We start from the raw sequence: 16206 nt of genomic DNA, 5'->3' as shown, positions 1-16206 counted from the left end.
TGGGCATTACTAACATGTGTACTTGCTACTAAGCTAGGCCAGTTGCAAGCCGCCCCCGCGCCGCAAAAGCCAGCTGTCAAAGCCAAGACGTCAGCTCGCCGCCAGCCGCCGCCCGTGCTGCCCGATTCGCTGGCCCAGCGTGTCGAGCGGGCGTACTTTGTATTGAGCCGTATCAACGGCACGGCCCGCCGCGCTACTAATACCGAAGACCTCAGCGACGACCTGCCCACGGTGGAGGACAATCTCGACATCATTCGGGAGAACCTCGACCAGTATGGCAACGTGGTAGACGTGAAGCAATTGCAGATGTACCGCGTGCTGCTGGCCGACATGCAGGAGAAGCTGGGCCGCTGGCGCACCACCTTGGCCGATGGCAGCAAGCAGCTCGCCGCCATGCAGGCGCGGCTCGACACGCTGAGCGCACAACTGCCGCCTGCTGCCTCTCGCCCGCCCGCCACCACCCCCGTGGGCCGGGCCCTAGGTCGCCTGCAGGGCAAGGAAGACCAGGCTACCGCGCTGCTGCGCCGCAGCCGCCAAACCGTGACCGGCCTGCAAACCCGGGTGTCGGACGGCTACATCCAGGTGCTGGAGCTACAAGACGTGGTGCGCGAGCAAATGGGCCGCTTCAATGGCCGCAACCGCCAGGCTGAGCTGCCACCGCTGTGGCACCCCAGCCGCATCCGGGCCGATGAGCAAACCAGCGACCTAGTGCGCCAGTCGTACGCCGCTCAGCGCTCGCTTACAGGCTATTACTTTGCCGAAAACTGGGATTATTGGGTGTGGATGGCCATTCTCGCGCTGGCTTTCTTTGGCTGGGTATTCCAGAATTTCCGGGCCCTACGCTTGGCGGCCCAGGCGCCTGCCACGGGTGCCGTTACTCTGGCCGAAATACCTGAGCACCGCCTGCGCTACCTAGGCCCGGTGCCAGTGGCGGCCTCGCTGCTGGTGGTGTTCAGCCTAGCGCCGTTCTTCGACCTGCACGCGCCCGCTGCCTACACCGATTTGCTACAGCTATTGCTGCTGCTCACGCTCACGGTGCTGGGCTGGCGCAGCTGGCCGCGGCCGCTGTTTTGGTACTGGCTCGGCATCGTGGGGGCGTTTTTTGCGCTCACGTTTGCCTACGCAGTGCGGGCGCCAGGCCTCGGTATGCGCTGGGTGGAGGTGCTGCTCAACGTGGGCGCCGGCGTGCTGGGGTTGGCTTTCTGGCGCTACCTGCGGCAGCGCCACCTCATCGCGGGCTTTGTGCGGCCCGTGGCGCTCCTCTTCGTTTTTCTAAATGCCCTGGCCATTCTAGCTAACGCCTTCGGGCGGGTAAGTTTGGCTAAGATGTTCAGCACCACGGCCATCTTTGGGCTGACCCAGATAGTAGCGCTCTCGGCCTTTGTACGGGTCGCCACCGAGGCGTTTTTTCTGCAAGTCAAGCGTAGCCGGTTGGCCGGTGGCATGTCGGCACGGCTCAGTTTTGGCAAAATTGAGAGTGGCCTGCGCAAGGCGCTAGTGGTAGTGGTAGGTGTGCTCTGGCTCATGCTGTTCACTTCCAACCTGAACCTGTACAACCTCTTTTACCGCCTTATTGAGCACGCACTCACGGCGCCGCACCAGCTTGGCAGCACCACGTTTACCCTAGGTAATATTCTGCTATTCGTGGGCATCGTGCTGCTGACCATTCAGTTACAGAAGTACGTGGGGTACTTCTTCGGCGAAACCGACGACGACTTTAACGCCGACGCCAACCGCAAGGGCTCCTGGATGGTGGCGGTGCGGCTGGCGATTCTAGCTGTAGGCTTGTTTCTGGCTACCATCGCCTCGGGCCTGCCGGTCGATAAGATTGCCATCGTGCTGGGCGCCCTAGGTGTTGGTATTGGCTTAGGCTTGCAGAACATCATCAATAACCTCGTGTCGGGCGTGATTTTGATTTTCGAGCGGCCGTTTCAGGTGGGCGACTACATTGAGGTGAAGGGCCAGACGGGCCGAGTAAAGGACATCGGCATCCGGGCTAGCAAGCTCACGTCGCAGGCCGGCTCCGAAATCATTCTGCCCAACGGTGACCTGCTCAGCAACCACGTCATCAACTGGACGCTCAGCAACAGCCACATTCGCACCGAGCTGGCCCTGGCCCTAGGTCCTGATATCGACTTAGCCGAAGCCCGGCGCCTCATCGGCGAGGAGATTATGGCCAACCCGAACACGCTGCACCGCATTGCGCCCGAAATTCTACTTAGCAGCATCACCACCAGCGGCTACGACTTGAAGGTGCAGTTCTGGATAAATAACATTCGCCAGGAAGACGTACTTAAAAGCGAACTGCTGGCTGGCATCTACCAGCGCCTCACGGCGGCGGGTATTGCCATGCGGTAAGAAGCTGTGCGGACTGTAGCCACGCTGGTTGCCAGCTGTGGCCCGCCTACTTGAAAAGAATTTTCTCAACCAATCGCGGACTACAAAGTCCGCGCAACACCATGCCCGAAAACGCCCCCCATCTCATCGACGGCAAGCAAACCGCCGAGGACATCAAGGTAGAAATCGCCGCCGAAGTAGCTCGCCTCAAAGAGGCTGGCCAGAAAGTACCGCACTTGGCCGCCATCCTGGTAGGCCACGACGGCGGCTCCGAAACCTACGTGCGCAACAAAGTGCTGGCCTGCGAGCGCGTAGGCTTTGGCAGCACGCTGCTGCGCTTCGAGGATGACATTACTGAGGCCGAACTACTAGCCCAGGTGCAGCAACTGAATGACGATGCTGACATCGACGGCTTCATCGTGCAGCTGCCGTTGCCCAAGCACATCGATGCGGAGAAGGTGATTGAGGCCATTCGCCCCGAGAAGGATGTGGATGGCTTTCACCCCACCAACCTAGGCCGCATGGTGGCCGGCTTGCCCGCACTGCTGCCCGCCACGCCCTCGGGTATCGTGGAGCTGATGGCCCGCGCTGGCATCAAAACCAGCGGCCAGCACGCCGTAGTGATTGGTCGCTCGAATATCGTAGGTACACCAGTTAGTATCTTGTTAGCTAAGAACTTAGAAACGGCCAACTGCACGGTTACTTTATGCCACTCGCGCACTAAGAACCTGCCCGAAATCGTGCGCCAGGCCGATATTATTGTGGCCGCCATCGGCCGGCCCGAGTTTGTGACGGCCGACATGGTGAAGCCCGGCGCAGTAGTAATTGACGTAGGTACGACCCGCGTGACCGACGCCAATAAGAAGAGCGGTTTCAGCCTGAAGGGCGACGTGAACTTCGCCGAAGTAGCGCCGCTAGCCTCGCGCATTACGCCCGTGCCGGGTGGCGTAGGGCCCATGACCATTGCCATGCTGCTGCTGAACACGCTGCGCGCAGCCAAGGGCGAAATCTACCCGAAGAAGTAATAAAGTAGCTTGGCCTTGGCCGGCCGAGCGCTCGCGTGGCGAGCATCTGTGGTGTTCTGGTTCTGAATAACTGACCTAGGTGCCAGATGCGAGTTGCGCCAGCGCTCGGCCGGTCAAGGCCAAGCTACTTTCTTTCGTAAATTTGAGCGGCCGGAACCCCCGGCCGCGCCGCGGGCGTTGACGTAAGTCGCGCCCTTTTTTAGTTGCTTATGTCTGCCGTTACCGATTTTTTTGCTGCCCTGCCCATTCTTTCGTCCAGCGAGCCCGCTGCGGCGCTGCCCGTGATGGAGCAGTTCTATACCATTCAGGGCGAGGGTTTTAATACGGGCCGGGCGGCCTACTTTATCCGCCTAGGTGGCTGCGATGTGGGCTGCGTATGGTGCGACGTGAAAGAGTCGTGGGACGCAGATGCTCACCCGCGCTATGCTATCGCTGACCTAGTAGCTTCGGCCAGCGAACACCCTGGCCGTAACGTCGTTGTCACGGGCGGCGAGCCGCTGATGCACGACTGCCTGCCGCTGACTAAGGCCTTGCAGGAGGCCGGCTTCAAGACTTGGATTGAAACCAGCGGCGCGCACCCGCTCTCGGGCAACTGGGATTGGATATGCGTGTCGCCCAAGAAGTTTAAGGCTCCACTGCCTGAAGTGCTAGCCCACGCCGACGAGTTGAAAATCATCGTTTTCAACGATAGTGATTTCAAGTGGGCCGAAGAGCACGCGGCCTTGGTGCCAAGTACCACGCGCCTCTACCTGCAGCCCGAGTGGAGCCGCGCCGCTCGCATGACGCCCGCCCTCATTGAGTACGTGAAGGCCAACCCGCGCTGGCAGGTGTCGCTGCAAACGCACAAGTACCTCGACATCCCGTAGCGAGCCGGCAGAAGCCGCATCTTTGTGGCCCTTGGGTGAATGGTAGCTGAACGGTCCGGCGGCTTGTGCCGTTAGGTTGGTCAGAATACCCTGCCTAGGGTCCTTGTTTGCGTCTTTTCTGCTCTATGCTGCCCAAATTCCTGTTTTCTGCCAGCCTGCTGGTTGGCTTGGCCACGGCGCCCGCCCTGGCGCAAGTGCCCGCCAGCATCACCGACAACAAAGCCCGTAGCCTCTACGAAAAGGCGCAGCAGCTCTTTCAGCGCGACCGCCAGCCCCAGCAGGCGCTGGCTGTGTGGCAGCAGCTTACAGACAAGTACCCCGACTACGGCGAGCCGTACCTGCGTAAGGCTTCGCTGCTGCTGACCCTCGGCGACCACCCTAGGGCGCTCGAAGCCTACCAGGCGGGCCTCAGCAAGCTGCCCGTGGAGCCCGCCCGTGCGGCCGATTACTTCGTGATGGGCCGCCTGGCTGGTGAGGTAGGCGACTACGCCGCCGTGCGCACAGCCTTCACCAACTATCTGAAAACCAATCCTACCAATAAAGCGCAGGTAGAAACGGCCAAGCTGCAATTGCAAAACTGCGATTTTGCGGCCGAGGCCATGGCGCACCCCACCGGGCCGCCGCCCGAGCAGTTGGCCGCGCCGCTCAATCAATTTCGCAATCAGTACTTTCCAGTACTCACGGCCGATAACCGCTTCCTAGTGTTCACGGTGCGCCGCAACCCGGAGAAACAGGGCCAGGAAAACGAGGACCTGCTCATCAGCGCCGTTGATGCCAGCGGCAAGTTTGGCGCGCCGCAGTCGATTTCGCAGGTCATCAACTCGCCCGAAAACGAGGGTGCGGCTACTATCTCCGGCGATGGCAAAACGCTGGTCTTCACTAGCTGCGGCCGGGCGGGTGGCCTCGGCAACTGCGACCTGTACATCTCGCATCGGCGTGGCAACCAGTGGACAGCCCCGCGCAACCTAGGCGTGCTGGTCAACTCCAAGGCTTGGGACTCGCAGCCCTCGCTATCGGCCGATGGGCGCACGCTCTATTTTTCCTCCAACCGCGGCGGTGGTGTGGGCGGCTACGATATTTACGTGACTACCATCGGGGCCGATGGCAACTGGGGCGCTGCCCGCAACCTAGGCGTGCCCATCAATACTACGCGCGACGACCTAGCGCCCTTCATCCACGCCAGCGGTACTACGCTGTACTATAGTACCAATGGCCGGGTGGGCCTAGGTAGCTCTGACATCTTCCGCTCTTACCTCGACGAGAAGGGCCAGTGGGGCGAGCCGCTCAACGTAGGGTACCCGCTTAACACGTTTGCCAACGAGGCGTCGCTCTTCATCAGTTCCGATAATAAGCGCGCTTACTACACCCGCACCGAGCGGCCGCAGTCGGGCGATGCGCCGGGCCTACCACCTGCCATCTTGCTTTACGGCAGTGAGGTGCCGGCCAGCGCCCGCGCCCGCGAAACCAGCACCTACACCCAGGGCCGCGTATTCGACGCCGTGACCAAGAAGCCCATCGAGGCCGTGGTGCAGCTGTTTGACCTAAATACGAATGCTCTGACGCAGCAAGTGTATTCGGATGGCGAAACTGGTGAGTACACCGCCGTGCTCAACGAGGGCCGCGCCTACGCTATGTACGCCGCCGCCCCTGGCTACTTGCTCAAAAGCTTAAGCTTCGACTATTCGAGCCAGCAAAAATTTGACCCCCTGACGTTGGACATCTACCTCGACCCAGCCAAAAGCGGCCGGAGTGCGGTGCTCAATAATCTGTTCTTCGACTCCAACAAGGCCACCCTCAAGCCCCGCTCGCGCACCGAGCTGAGCCGCTTGGTCGAGTTCCTGCGCCAAGACCCCAGCCTGCGCGTAGAAGTGGCCGGCTATACCGACAATGTGGGTACACCCGCCGCCAACCTCAGCCTCTCGCAGCGCCGTGCGCAGGCCGTATTAGACTATCTCACCAGCCAAGGAGTGCCCGCCAGCCGCCTACGAGCCAAAGGCTATGGCGAAACTCGTCCATTGGCGGCCAATGATACAGAAACTCACCGTGCCCAGAACCGGCGCATTGAGCTGCGAATTTTGTGATACAGACTTAAAGCAAGGCTTTAAGAAGATGAAAATTTACTAGGATTGTTCGAATAAAATGTAGTGCCCGCCCTTGTGCGGGCATTTTTTATGCCTCAAGTTTAGCTTTTTCAATTCGGAATAAATGTTGTATAATGAGGCTGTTATGCTTTTTGTAAAAAACGGGCCAATTAAAAAAGTGCCATAGTCACCCGATTTTGTCCAAAAAATAAAAAGCGTGTAGGTTTGGAATCAGTTACCCCGGCCACTTAGGCAATATCCCTAGTGGCTTTTTATACAACATCATCTTTTTCCAACCTCTACCTTTTTTACCCATGAAAAACCTAGTAGCTGCCGCCTGCCTGCTGTCAGGCCTCACCAGTGCCCGCCCCGCCCACGGTCCTGGCGACGAACCCAAAACCTTTCCAAAGTCGGTTACCATCCACGCTACCGCCCTCACGCAGGCCTTGGCCCAGCGCATCCACTTCGACGAGGGCCAGTATGTACAAGTGAAGCAGCTGCACCTGCGCTATCTCGAGGAGCGCCGCCAGCTAGAGTTTGAGCTGAACCTGGCCGAGGCTCCCGCCGCCGAGCGAGACGAGCAGCTGGCCGACTACCAGCGCCGTTACGAGCACGCCCTTGCCACCCTGCTTCGGCCCGAGCAGCGCCTGGCTTACCAGCAACTACGGGCCAATATGACGGCCCACCGGCTGTAATGCTTTCGGGCTGCCGCCGATATAGCTTGAGTCTAAATCGGCGGCGGTCGAAACACGCGGGTTGTTATATGAAGAAATTTGAGTACAAATTGCTAGATACTAGAAGTGGCTTTTTTAGCGGCTTCGACTACAAGCAACTTAATGAGCACCTCAACCAGCTGGGCGCCCTAGGGTGGGAGATGGTGGCGATGGTAAGCGTGACCACAGCTGGCACCGCAGCCAGTTTCCTTATCACCCTCAAGCGAGAAATACAGTAGCAACACAAGCTGGAAGCTTGCGCAGCTGACCGCCACAGTAGGAGAGGAGAGAAGCGACCTAGTAAAAAGCCCCACCTGCTACCAGCAGGTGGGGCTTTTTACTAGGTCGGTAAGTAGCTACCTAGGCGCGCTCGGCCATGGGCACGTAGTTGCGCTCGGTCTCGCCGGTATAAATCTGGCGCGGGCGGCCGATGGGCTCTTTGTTTTCGCGCAGCTCTTTCCACTGGGCAATCCAGCCGGGGAGGCGGCCGATGGCGAAGAGCACGGTGAACATTTCGGTCGGAATACCCATTGCCTTGTAGATGATGCCCGAGTAGAAGTCTACGTTCGGGTACAGCTTGCGGTCCACGAAATACTGGTCAGTGAGGGCGGCTTCTTCTAGCTCCTTAGCTATTTTCAGCAGCGGGCTGTCTTGCACACCTAGGGCCTGCAATACCTCGTCGGCAGCCTTCTTGATGATTTTGGCGCGCGGGTCGAAGTTCTTATACACCCGGTGGCCAAAGCCCATGAGGCGGAACGAGTCGTTCTTGTCCTTGGCCTTGGCAATGAACTTGCTGGTATCACCGCCGTCGCGCTCGATGGCTTCGAGCATTTCGATAACCTCTTGGTTAGCACCACCGTGCAGCGGGCCCCACAGCGCGTTGATGCCAGCCGATACCGAGCCGTAAAGGCTGGCATTGCTAGAGCCTACTAGGCGCACGGTGCTGGTCGAGCAGTTTTGCTCGTGGTCGGCGTGCAGGATGAGGAGTTTATTCAAGGCGCTCACCACTACAGAGTTTTGCTCATACTGCTCCGTGGGGTAGCTGAACATCATGTAGAGGAAGTTGGCCGTGTAGTCGAGCTCGTTGCGAGGGTACACAAAGGGGTGGCCCACCGAGTTTTTGTAGCTCCAAGCTGCAATGGTCGGCAGCTTGGCGATGAGGCGCACGATGTTCAGATTCAGCTCTTCCTTGCTCAGCTCGGGCGCGATGCTCTTAGGGTAGAAGGCCGTGAGCGAACACACGATAGACGCCAGAATGCCCATGGGGTGGGCCGACGACGGGAAGCCGTCGAGAATCTTGCGGATGTCTTCGTGCACCAGCGAGTGCTGCGTAATCTCGTAGCGAAACGCATCGAACTCGGCTTGCGTAGGCAAGGTGCCGTAAATCAGTAGGTAAGCTACTTCCAGGAAGCTGGCCTGCTCGGCGAGTTGCTCGATGGGATAGCCCCGGTAGCGCAGAATGCCTTCCTCCCCGTCGAGGAACGTGATGGCGCTTTTGGTGGCGCCGGTGTTCTTATAGCCTGGGTCGTAGGTAACGTAGCCGGTTTGGTCGCGTAGCTTGCCGATGTCGAAGGCCTTTTCGTGCTCGGTGCCTTCGATAACGGGCAAGCTAATTGTCTTGCCATCGAGGGTGAGGTCAGCAGTTTCTGCCATTGTACTAGGGGAGAGTGGGTGGTTAACGTCAGGGAATAATCTAGGCGCGAAGCTAAGGCCTAGGCTGTAAGCCGGGAAATTTCTAACCGGGCGAGCACTCACTTACTACAGCCGAACGCGAACTTAGGTTTTGCTAACTGGCCTTTTCTGAGGCTACAAGCCAGCCGGTAACGTTTGCACTAATTGCGAGGGCCTAACTAGCAAATAGGTTATTTTCCGATGCAAAACTGAGTGAAAATGCTCGTCAGCAGGTCATCTGACGAGATATCACCCGTGATTTCGCCTAGCGCGCCGAGGCCATGGCGCAAGTCGGCGGCGAGTAGCTCGGTGCCCCGGCCGGTAGCTAGGCCCTGCTGTACGGCCCCTAGGTGCTGCACCGCGGCCTCCAGAGCGCGGGCGTGGCGCACATTGGTGACGATAGTGGCAGCGCCAGTGGTAGCTAGGCCTGCGCCGCGCACCTGGGCCAGCAGTGCTTCTTGCAACTCCGTAATCCCCTGGCGCGGCGCCGCGGCAATAGTATGAATTGTAAGGCCTTGCGTAGAATGCTGGGCAAAAGCGGCGAGCTGCGCGGGCGTGGCCGCGTCCTGCTTGTTGCCTACTACCAGCACGGGCAGCTTAGGATGCGCGGCCGTCAGTTCGCCTAGGTCGGCCTGCACCTCGGCCGGCGTCATCTCCGTTAAGTCGAAGAGGTACAGTAATAAAGCTGCCTGCCCAATGCGTTGGCGCGTACGCTGCACCCCAATAGCCTCTACCTCGTCGGCAGGGTTGTCACGCAGGCCGGCCGTATCCACGAAGCGGAAGCGCAGCCCGTCGATACTTACCTCATCCTCAATAAAGTCGCGAGTAGTGCCCGGAATGGCGGATACGATGGCGCGTTCTTCGCGCAATAAGGCGTTGAGCAGTGTAGACTTGCCCGCGTTGGGCCGCCCTGCAATAACGGTCGTGATGCCATTCTTAATCACGTTGCCGAGCTCGAAGGAGCGCAGCAGCCCGCTTACCACGCCTTGCACCTCGCTAAGCAGGCGCGTGAGGCCGCTGCGGTCGGCAAACTCCACATCTTCTTCGCCAAAGTCCAGCTCTAGCTCGAGCAGCGCGGCAAACTTGATGAGCTGTGCTCGCAATTCGCGTAGCTCGTTAGAAAAACCACCGCGCAGCTGGTTTAGCGCCACTTGGTGCGAGAGCGCCGAGTCGGCTGCAATAAGGTCGGCCACGGCTTCGGCCTGCGCTAGGTCGAGGGCGCCGTTTAGGAAAGCGCGCTTGGTAAACTCGCCCGCTTCAGCTAGGCGAGCGCCCTGGCGTAGCAGCGCGGCCAGTATTTGGCGCACAATAAAATCGGAGCCGTGGCCCGACAGCTCCACCACATCTTCGCGGGTGTAGGAGCGCGGCGCACGGTAAAGAGCCGCCACTACTTCGTCCAGAATCTGGCCACTAGCGGGGTCGCGCAGGGTGCCGTAGTGTAGGGTATGGCCGGGCTGGATAGCCAGGTTTTTCTTCGAAAACAGTGTCTGCGTAATAGCTACCGCATCGGGCCCCGAAAGGCGTACCACGGCCAGTGCGCCTGCACCAGGCGGCGTGGACAAGGCCACGATAGTATCAGATAATGTCTGGACCACGAATTAGTCGGATTTAGCGGATTAGTCGGAGGTAATAGGCGGGCGTGGCTACGCAGCCGGTAAGTATGCCATCGCGCAGGCGAGGCTAGCACTCGACGCCCTAGGTGATAAACAGATTACGCCCGACTTCGGCTGAAATCAAAATAGTGCGCTCGCGGTTGATGCGGAGCTCTAGAGAGTTATCGAAGGCTACTTTATCTAGCACTTTAACCTGGGCACCTAGGGGAAGACCTACCTTATCAAGGTATTGGAGGAAGGGAGCAGAGGTGTCTTTAACGGCCGCTAGGGTACCGCGGTCGCCTACTTCCAATTCGGCTAGCAGGCGCTGGGTGGGGCGGCGCATGGCCCCATCCTCGGCCGGAATAGGGTCGCCGTGGGGGTCGAGGGTGGGGTAATTCAGAAACTCATCGAGCCGGCGCATTAGCAGCGGCGACTGCACATGTTCCAGCTCCTCGGCCACTTCGTGTACCTCGTCCCAGTTGAAGCCCAACTGCTGCACCAGAAATACTTCCCACAACCGGTGCTTGCGCACCGTGAGCAATGCCAGTCGCCGGCCCTCGGGTGTGAGCTGCACGCCACGGTACTTTTCGTAGTGCAGCAGCTCTTTCTCTGCCAAGCGGCGCAGCATATCCGTCACGGAGGCCGCCCGGGTAGTGAGCGCCGCCGCAATGCGGTTGGTGCTCACGTCTTGCCCTGGCTCGGCCTCGGCCAGCTTATAGATGGTTTTTAAATAATTTTCTTCGGTGTGTGAGGGCATTGCTTTCAATGAGCAATTAACAATGAGCAATGAGCAGGTAACAGAAGCGCTAATTCGCAGCGAACTGCTTATGGCTTATCGTTAATTGCTCATTGCCAACTACCATTTAATCAGCGCCGAAGCCCAGGTGAAGCCCGAGCCGAAAGCGGCTAGGCACACGAGGTCACCGCGTTTCACCCGACCTTCTTGCACGGCTTCGCTGAGTGCAATCGGAATGCTGGCGGCGGTAGTGTTACCGTAGCGCTGAATGTTGCTGAATACTTTATCGTCGCCTAGGCCTATTTTCTGCTGCACATACTGCGTAATGCGCAGGTTGGCTTGGTGCGGAATGAGCAGGTCGATGTCTTGAGGCTGGTGGCCGTTCTGGTCGAGTGCCTCCTTAATAACCTGCGGAAAGCGTACCACGGCGTGCTTGAACACGTTTTGGCCGTTCATGTAAGGGTACATGCCTTCGCGGTTGTCGGCTACGTAGTCGGTGCGGTTGTCGCGGTTAGCACCAGGCTCTTTCACAATCAGCTCCTCCGCAAACTCGCCCTGCGCGTGCAAGTGCGTGCTCAAGATGCCGTGGCCTTCCTGGCTTGATGGCCGCAGTACCACCGCGCCCGCGCCATCGCCGAAAATGACGGATACTGCCCGGCCGCGGGTCGACTTGTCGAGGCCAGAGGAGTGGATTTCGGAGCCTACCACCAGCACGTTGTCGTACATGCCGGTGCGAATGAACTGGTCGGCCACCGACAGCGCATAGATAAAGCCCGAGCACTGGTTGCGCACATCGAGGGCAGGGCAATTATTGGTCATACCCAGCTCGCGCTGCATGAGTACGCCCGAGCCAGGAAAGAAATAATCGGGCGAGAGCGTGGCAAACACAATGAGCTGCACGTCGTCGGGCTGTAGGCCAGCGGCGGCTAGCGCGCGGCGCGAAGCCTCGGCGCCCATGCCGGCGGTCGTGTCCTTGCCTTCCTCAAACCAACGACGCTCCTGAATGCCGGTGCGCTCCTGAATCCAGGCGTCGGAGGTAGCCATCATTTCTTCGAGGTCCGCGTTTTTGACCACGCGGTCGGGCACGTAGTGGCCCACGCCCGCAATTTCGGCGCGGCGCAAGGTAGTAGGAGAAGCCATTGACTATGAACGGAAAAAGGGGTGGGAGGGGAGGGTATAAGCCAGCCTGCGCTAGCTAAGTAAGAAGGAGAGAAACCCAAAATTACCTCCTCCGGGCTACGCTAAGCGGGCACAAAGGTGGCGGGTGGCAGCAGGCAATCCAGCAAATGCCGTAATTTTTTGCCTTCGCCCACCCACAGTACTTCATCAGTAGGCGGGCCAGCCGGGTAAAAAGCGGCCGTTGGGAGGGCCGCCACTACCTGCACTGCCGCAGTTGCGGGCTGCGCAAAATCAACCACCAGCCCCGCCTGGTGCGCGTGCACCAGCGCTGCCCATAGCGGATTGGGCGGCACTAGCACCGGCAGGCCGTGGGCCAAATATTCAAACAGCTTGGTAGGCCGGCAGTGCTCGGTGCTGGGATGCGGGCGGTAGGGCAGCAGCCCTAGGTGGCTGTGCTCCATGGCGGCCACTATCTGCGCGTGTGGCACCAGCGCCGCTCCGCCGATAAGCGTGAGCCAACTGGCCTCGGCAGCCGCTAGCTGCTGCAACTCGGCCAGCAGCGCCGGCTGCTGGCAAAAGCCAATGACAGTGAGCCGCGCCCCGCCCGGCCAGGCGGCCCCTAGGTGCCGGGCCAGCTCAATAGCTTCGCGCACCCCCGTGAGCTCTGCAATGGTGCCCGAAAACAAGAGGCGCAGCGGCTCGGTGCGGGTGGGCAGCGGGCGGGCGGTGCGGGGCAGCACTTCGCCGGGCTGTGGCTGGTATTTGTTTTCGAGCAGCAACACCCGGCCAGCCGGCAACTCGGGTAAGTAGGGTAGCTCGTCGGCGTAGCTGGCCTCGGCCAATACTACGGCGGCCGCGCGGCGGGCGGCTACCGTTTCTACCTGGCGCAGCAGCGCAGCTAGCACGTGGCGCACCACAGCTGGGTACACTCCCTGGCTACGAATATTAAGCGCAAAGTTTTCCTGGATGTCGTAAATAAACTGCCGGCCGCGCCCTAAGTGCTGCCACAGCAGCGTGAGCGGCAGCAGCTCGGGGGCATGCACCACTACCAGCGCCGGCCGCAGCGTGCGCAGTAGCTGCCAATAGCGCCACTGAGCGGCCAGCCGCCCCAGACTCAGGCGCGAGCCCCGAAAAATAGCGTGCTGCTGGAGCTGTGGTTGGGGAGCTGCGGCGGCTGAGCTTTTCGCAGCGCGCCCGGCTATGTGCAGGTGCAAGTCGGGGCGCTGAAGCAGGGTTTCGGCAAACTTGCCTCGCATGCGGGTGTCATCCAGGGGCTTGAGCACCGAGGCTAGCAGCACGATAGCTGCATTGACAGGACTAGAGAAGTCGGAAGAGAGCACGCGCTAACCGCTGCTAAAAGCCGGAAATAGAACAGCTGAAGTGAAAGCCGACAGAGGGCAGTAGGTAGCAAAGATAACCTATGCTAACTGGCGGCGGCGTGTCATAATTAGGCTAAGTCACAGTTGAAATACGCGTAATGTATTGTCCATTAGATGATTGCTTGAGAGTTGGCATTGTGGCCACCTGGTAGCTGTAGTGCCAAGGGCCAGGGTGATGCCGGGCGCCTAGGTACGATGCTCAGTGCATCATCAGTAAATCATAGAATAACTTTAGTATATATTGCTTAAGTATTATTGCTGGTGGTGCTGGAGCGGCAGTCTTGCTGAGTAGCTAAATCAGCTTTGCCCTTCTCCATCACTATGAAAACACTCCTCTACCCGCTGCGTTGGCTACTGCTAATCAGCTTGTTTGTAAGTAGTTGCCGCCGCACTACCGAAGACCCGCAGCCTACGCAGCCAAGCGGCCAAGACCTATTTGTAGCGGCGCAATCCATTGGCACGGTGCCCAAGCTACAGCTGCAAACCTTTGCCGCGCTGGCTGGCTTTGGGGCGTTTGTGCCGCAGCTCAAGTACGACGCTGCGTATTACAAGTTCTTATACAAAACGACGTATAAAGGCCAGCTCATTCAAGTATCTGGCTTGCTGGGCGTGCCGCTTAATACACCTGTCCCGCCCGCTTTGCTCAGCGCGCAGCATGGAACTATGTTTCGGCAGGCCGATGCACCCTCCAACTTTCCCAGTGCTTTCACTGGCTTCGAGCTGTTTGCGAGCGCCGGGTTCGTCACGGTTATCCCCGATTTTATCGGCCTAGGTGCGTCAAGCAATGTGGTGCAGCCATACTTCGACAAGGCTACCTCGGCCAGCACGGTGGTCGATATGTTAAAGGCGGCCAAGTATTTTTTGCAGCAGCAAAACATTGCGACCAATAAAAACCTGTTTTTGGTAGGCTACTCCGAAGGCGGCTATGTCACAATGGCCGCGCAGCAGGAAATTGAGACTAATTCCGTGCATCAGCTCACGCTCACGGCTGCTGCCGCGGGTGCGGGCGGCTACGACCTGCCAGGTATGCTCAGCGGCATTGCCACTACGCCTACCTATGCTACGCCGTCGTTTCTGGCGCTTTTGCTGCAAGGCTACAACACCACCTACGGCTGGAACCGACCCTTAACCGACTTTTTCCAGGCGCCCTACGCCACTCGCATTCCGGCGCTGCTCGACGGTACCAAAGACCGAGCTACCATCGATGCGCAGCTCACCACCAGCCCAGTAGCGCTGTTTACGCCCACCTTCTACACTGCCCTAGGTAGCGCCAGCGGCGAGTTGGCGCTAAAGCAGCAGCTGGCCGACAACAGCTTTGCCAACTGGGTGCCGCGCAGTCCTACGCGCCTCTACCACGGCACCGCCGATGAGAGCGTATTCTACCAAACATCGGCCAGTACCTACGCCCGTTTTCAGGCGGCGGGTGCTACCAACGTCTCGTTTATTTCCATCCCTAACGGTACGCACGCCACAAGCATCCTGCCCATGATGGCCGACGCCCTGCCTTGGATACAGTCGCTAGATAAGTAAGCCGGTGAGTACTTCGGCCCGCTGGCCCAGCGCTCAGTAGCTGAGCTGAGTAGCAGGCTTTTGGCACGGTAGGCGGCCAGCTGTGCACCTAGGTGGTAGTGCTACCCTATTCTTTCTGAAAAAATGACGTAAGCGCGGGGCTATTTTTGCCCTCAGTTTTACTTCACTTTTTCATGGATACTACCAGCCATCACAGCCCCGTGCTCGACCGCTTTGCCGCCCAAGAGGCCATCGAAGCTGCCTGGGCCGACCGCACCCTGCTCGACCAACCCGAAACCCAAACTGCCATTGAGCACGTGATTGAGGACCTTGACAAAGGCAAACTCCGCGTAGCCGAGCCGCCCACCGAAGAAGGCGGCGAATGGACCATCAACGAGTGGGTGAAGAAGGCAGTTATTCTTTACTTCCCCATTCGCAAAATGGAAACGCAGGAAGTCGGTCCCTTCGAGTACCACGACAAGATGGCTCTCAAAACTGACTACGCCACCCAGAAAGTGCGCGTGGTGCCGCCCGCCGTGGCCCGCTACGGTGCCTACCTAGCCCCCGGCGTCATTTTGATGCCGAGCTACACCAATATTGGCGCCTACGTAGGCGAAGGCACGATGGTGGACACCTGGGCTACCGTGGGCAGCTGCGCCCAGGTGGGCAAGGGTGTGCACCTAAGCGGCGGCGTAGGCCTAGGCGGCGTGCTCGAGCCCGTGCAGGCGGCCCCGGTTATCATTGAGGATGGCGCCTTCATCGGCTCGCGTAGCATCTTGGTCGAAGGCTGCCGCATCGGCAAGGAGGCCGTAATTGGTGCAGGCGTGACTATCACCGGCAGCACCAAAATCATCGACGTGACCGGCGACGAGCCCAAGGAGTACAAGGGCTATGTGCCGCCCCGCTCGGTCGTCATTCCCGGCTCTATCACCAAGAGCTTCCCAGCCGGCGACTACCAAGTGCCCTGCGCGCTCATTATCGGCCAGCGCAAGCCCAGCACCGACTTGAAAACGAGCCTGAATGACGCGCTGCGTGATTTTGGCGTGAGCGTGTAAATAAGAGTTGTTGAACTACACCTGTCATGCTGAGCTTGCGAAGCATCTTGTCACGATTGAGTATTTTATGCTAGCGTTATAAGATGCTTCGCAAACTCAGCATGACAGGTGTAGTCTATA

General features: G+C 59.2%; 13 protein-coding genes. 8 read left to right on the top strand and 5 right to left on the bottom strand.

The features are described 5' to 3' along the window. The first annotated feature begins 42 nt into the window (after positions 1–42). The 6 genes from FNT36_RS02165 to FNT36_RS02140 all read left to right on the top strand — a co-directional run bounded on the left by FNT36_RS02165 (position 43) and on the right by FNT36_RS02140 (position 7261). On the top strand, positions 43–2358 hold the full coding sequence (locus FNT36_RS02165) for a mechanosensitive ion channel family protein (protein ID WP_144843682.1): 2316 nt from the start codon (positions 43–45) through the stop codon (positions 2356–2358). Between the two features lie 101 nt (positions 2359–2459). Then, positions 2460–3362 carry a bifunctional 5,10-methylenetetrahydrofolate dehydrogenase/5,10-methenyltetrahydrofolate cyclohydrolase gene (locus tag FNT36_RS02160; RefSeq protein ID WP_144843678.1) on the top strand — a complete coding sequence of 301 codons (903 nt, stop codon included), beginning with the start codon at positions 2460–2462 and terminating at the stop codon, positions 3360–3362. Positions 3363–3571: 209 nt separating this feature from the next. After that, the gene (locus tag FNT36_RS02155; RefSeq protein ID WP_394348934.1) at positions 3572–4228 is read left to right on the top strand and encodes a 7-carboxy-7-deazaguanine synthase QueE; all 657 of its coding nucleotides are present in this window, start codon (positions 3572–3574) and stop codon (positions 4226–4228) included. Positions 4229–4353: 125 nt separating this feature from the next. Next, entirely contained in the window at positions 4354–6309 is a 1956-nt protein-coding gene (locus tag FNT36_RS02150; protein ID WP_144843675.1) for an OmpA family protein, read from the top strand. Positions 6310–6623: 314 nt separating this feature from the next. Then, positions 6624–7004, top strand: a complete 381-nt coding sequence (locus FNT36_RS02145) for a hypothetical protein (RefSeq protein WP_144843672.1) — start codon at positions 6624–6626, stop codon at positions 7002–7004. 68 nt (positions 7005–7072) lie between these two features. Beyond that, positions 7073–7261 carry a DUF4177 domain-containing protein gene (locus FNT36_RS02140; RefSeq protein ID WP_233635611.1) on the top strand — a complete coding sequence of 63 codons (189 nt, stop codon included), beginning with the start codon at positions 7073–7075 and terminating at the stop codon, positions 7259–7261. A 121-nt stretch (positions 7262–7382) separates the two neighbouring features. Here the strand turns inward: FNT36_RS02140 and FNT36_RS02135 are convergent, their stop codons facing one another. From FNT36_RS02135 to FNT36_RS02115, 5 genes are all read right to left on the bottom strand, one after another. Next, on the bottom strand, positions 7383–8675 hold the full coding sequence (locus tag FNT36_RS02135) for a citrate synthase (protein WP_144843666.1): 1293 nt from the start codon (positions 8673–8675) through the stop codon (positions 7383–7385). A 209-nt stretch (positions 8676–8884) separates the two neighbouring features. After that, positions 8885–10288, bottom strand: coding sequence for a tRNA uridine-5-carboxymethylaminomethyl(34) synthesis GTPase MnmE (gene mnmE / locus FNT36_RS02130; RefSeq protein WP_144843663.1), 1404 nt, complete (start codon positions 10286–10288; stop codon positions 8885–8887). 100 nt (positions 10289–10388) lie between these two features. Continuing rightward, positions 10389–11045 (bottom strand): metal-dependent transcriptional regulator, encoded by a 657-nt coding sequence (locus FNT36_RS02125; protein ID WP_144843660.1) that lies wholly within the window; start codon positions 11043–11045, stop codon positions 10389–10391. Positions 11046–11144: 99 nt separating this feature from the next. Continuing rightward, a complete protein-coding gene (locus tag FNT36_RS02120; RefSeq protein ID WP_394348933.1) occupies positions 11145–12164 on the bottom strand; it encodes a 3-oxoacyl-ACP synthase III family protein in 1020 nt (339 codons plus the stop codon). A gap of 101 nt (positions 12165–12265) precedes the next feature. Continuing rightward, the gene (locus FNT36_RS02115; protein WP_144843657.1) at positions 12266–13483 is read right to left on the bottom strand and encodes a glycosyltransferase family protein; all 1218 of its coding nucleotides are present in this window, start codon (positions 13481–13483) and stop codon (positions 12266–12268) included. A gap of 360 nt (positions 13484–13843) precedes the next feature. Between FNT36_RS02115 and FNT36_RS02110 the strand changes: the two genes are divergently transcribed. Both FNT36_RS02110 and FNT36_RS02105 read left to right on the top strand, forming a co-directional pair. Continuing rightward, the gene (locus tag FNT36_RS02110) at positions 13844–15052 is read left to right on the top strand and encodes an alpha/beta hydrolase family protein (protein WP_144843654.1); all 1209 of its coding nucleotides are present in this window, start codon (positions 13844–13846) and stop codon (positions 15050–15052) included. Positions 15053–15225: 173 nt separating this feature from the next. Continuing rightward, a complete protein-coding gene (locus FNT36_RS02105) occupies positions 15226–16086 on the top strand; it encodes a 2,3,4,5-tetrahydropyridine-2,6-dicarboxylate N-succinyltransferase (RefSeq protein WP_144843651.1) in 861 nt (286 codons plus the stop codon). The last annotated feature ends 120 nt before the right edge of the window (positions 16087–16206 follow it).

The organism is Hymenobacter setariae, assembly GCF_007713685.1.
In the GTDB taxonomy this organism is placed as follows: Bacteria; Bacteroidota; Bacteroidia; order Cytophagales; family Hymenobacteraceae; genus Hymenobacter; species Hymenobacter setariae.
Note: the sequence above shows the minus strand (reverse complement) of the source record. Positions and strands in the feature narration are given on the sequence as shown.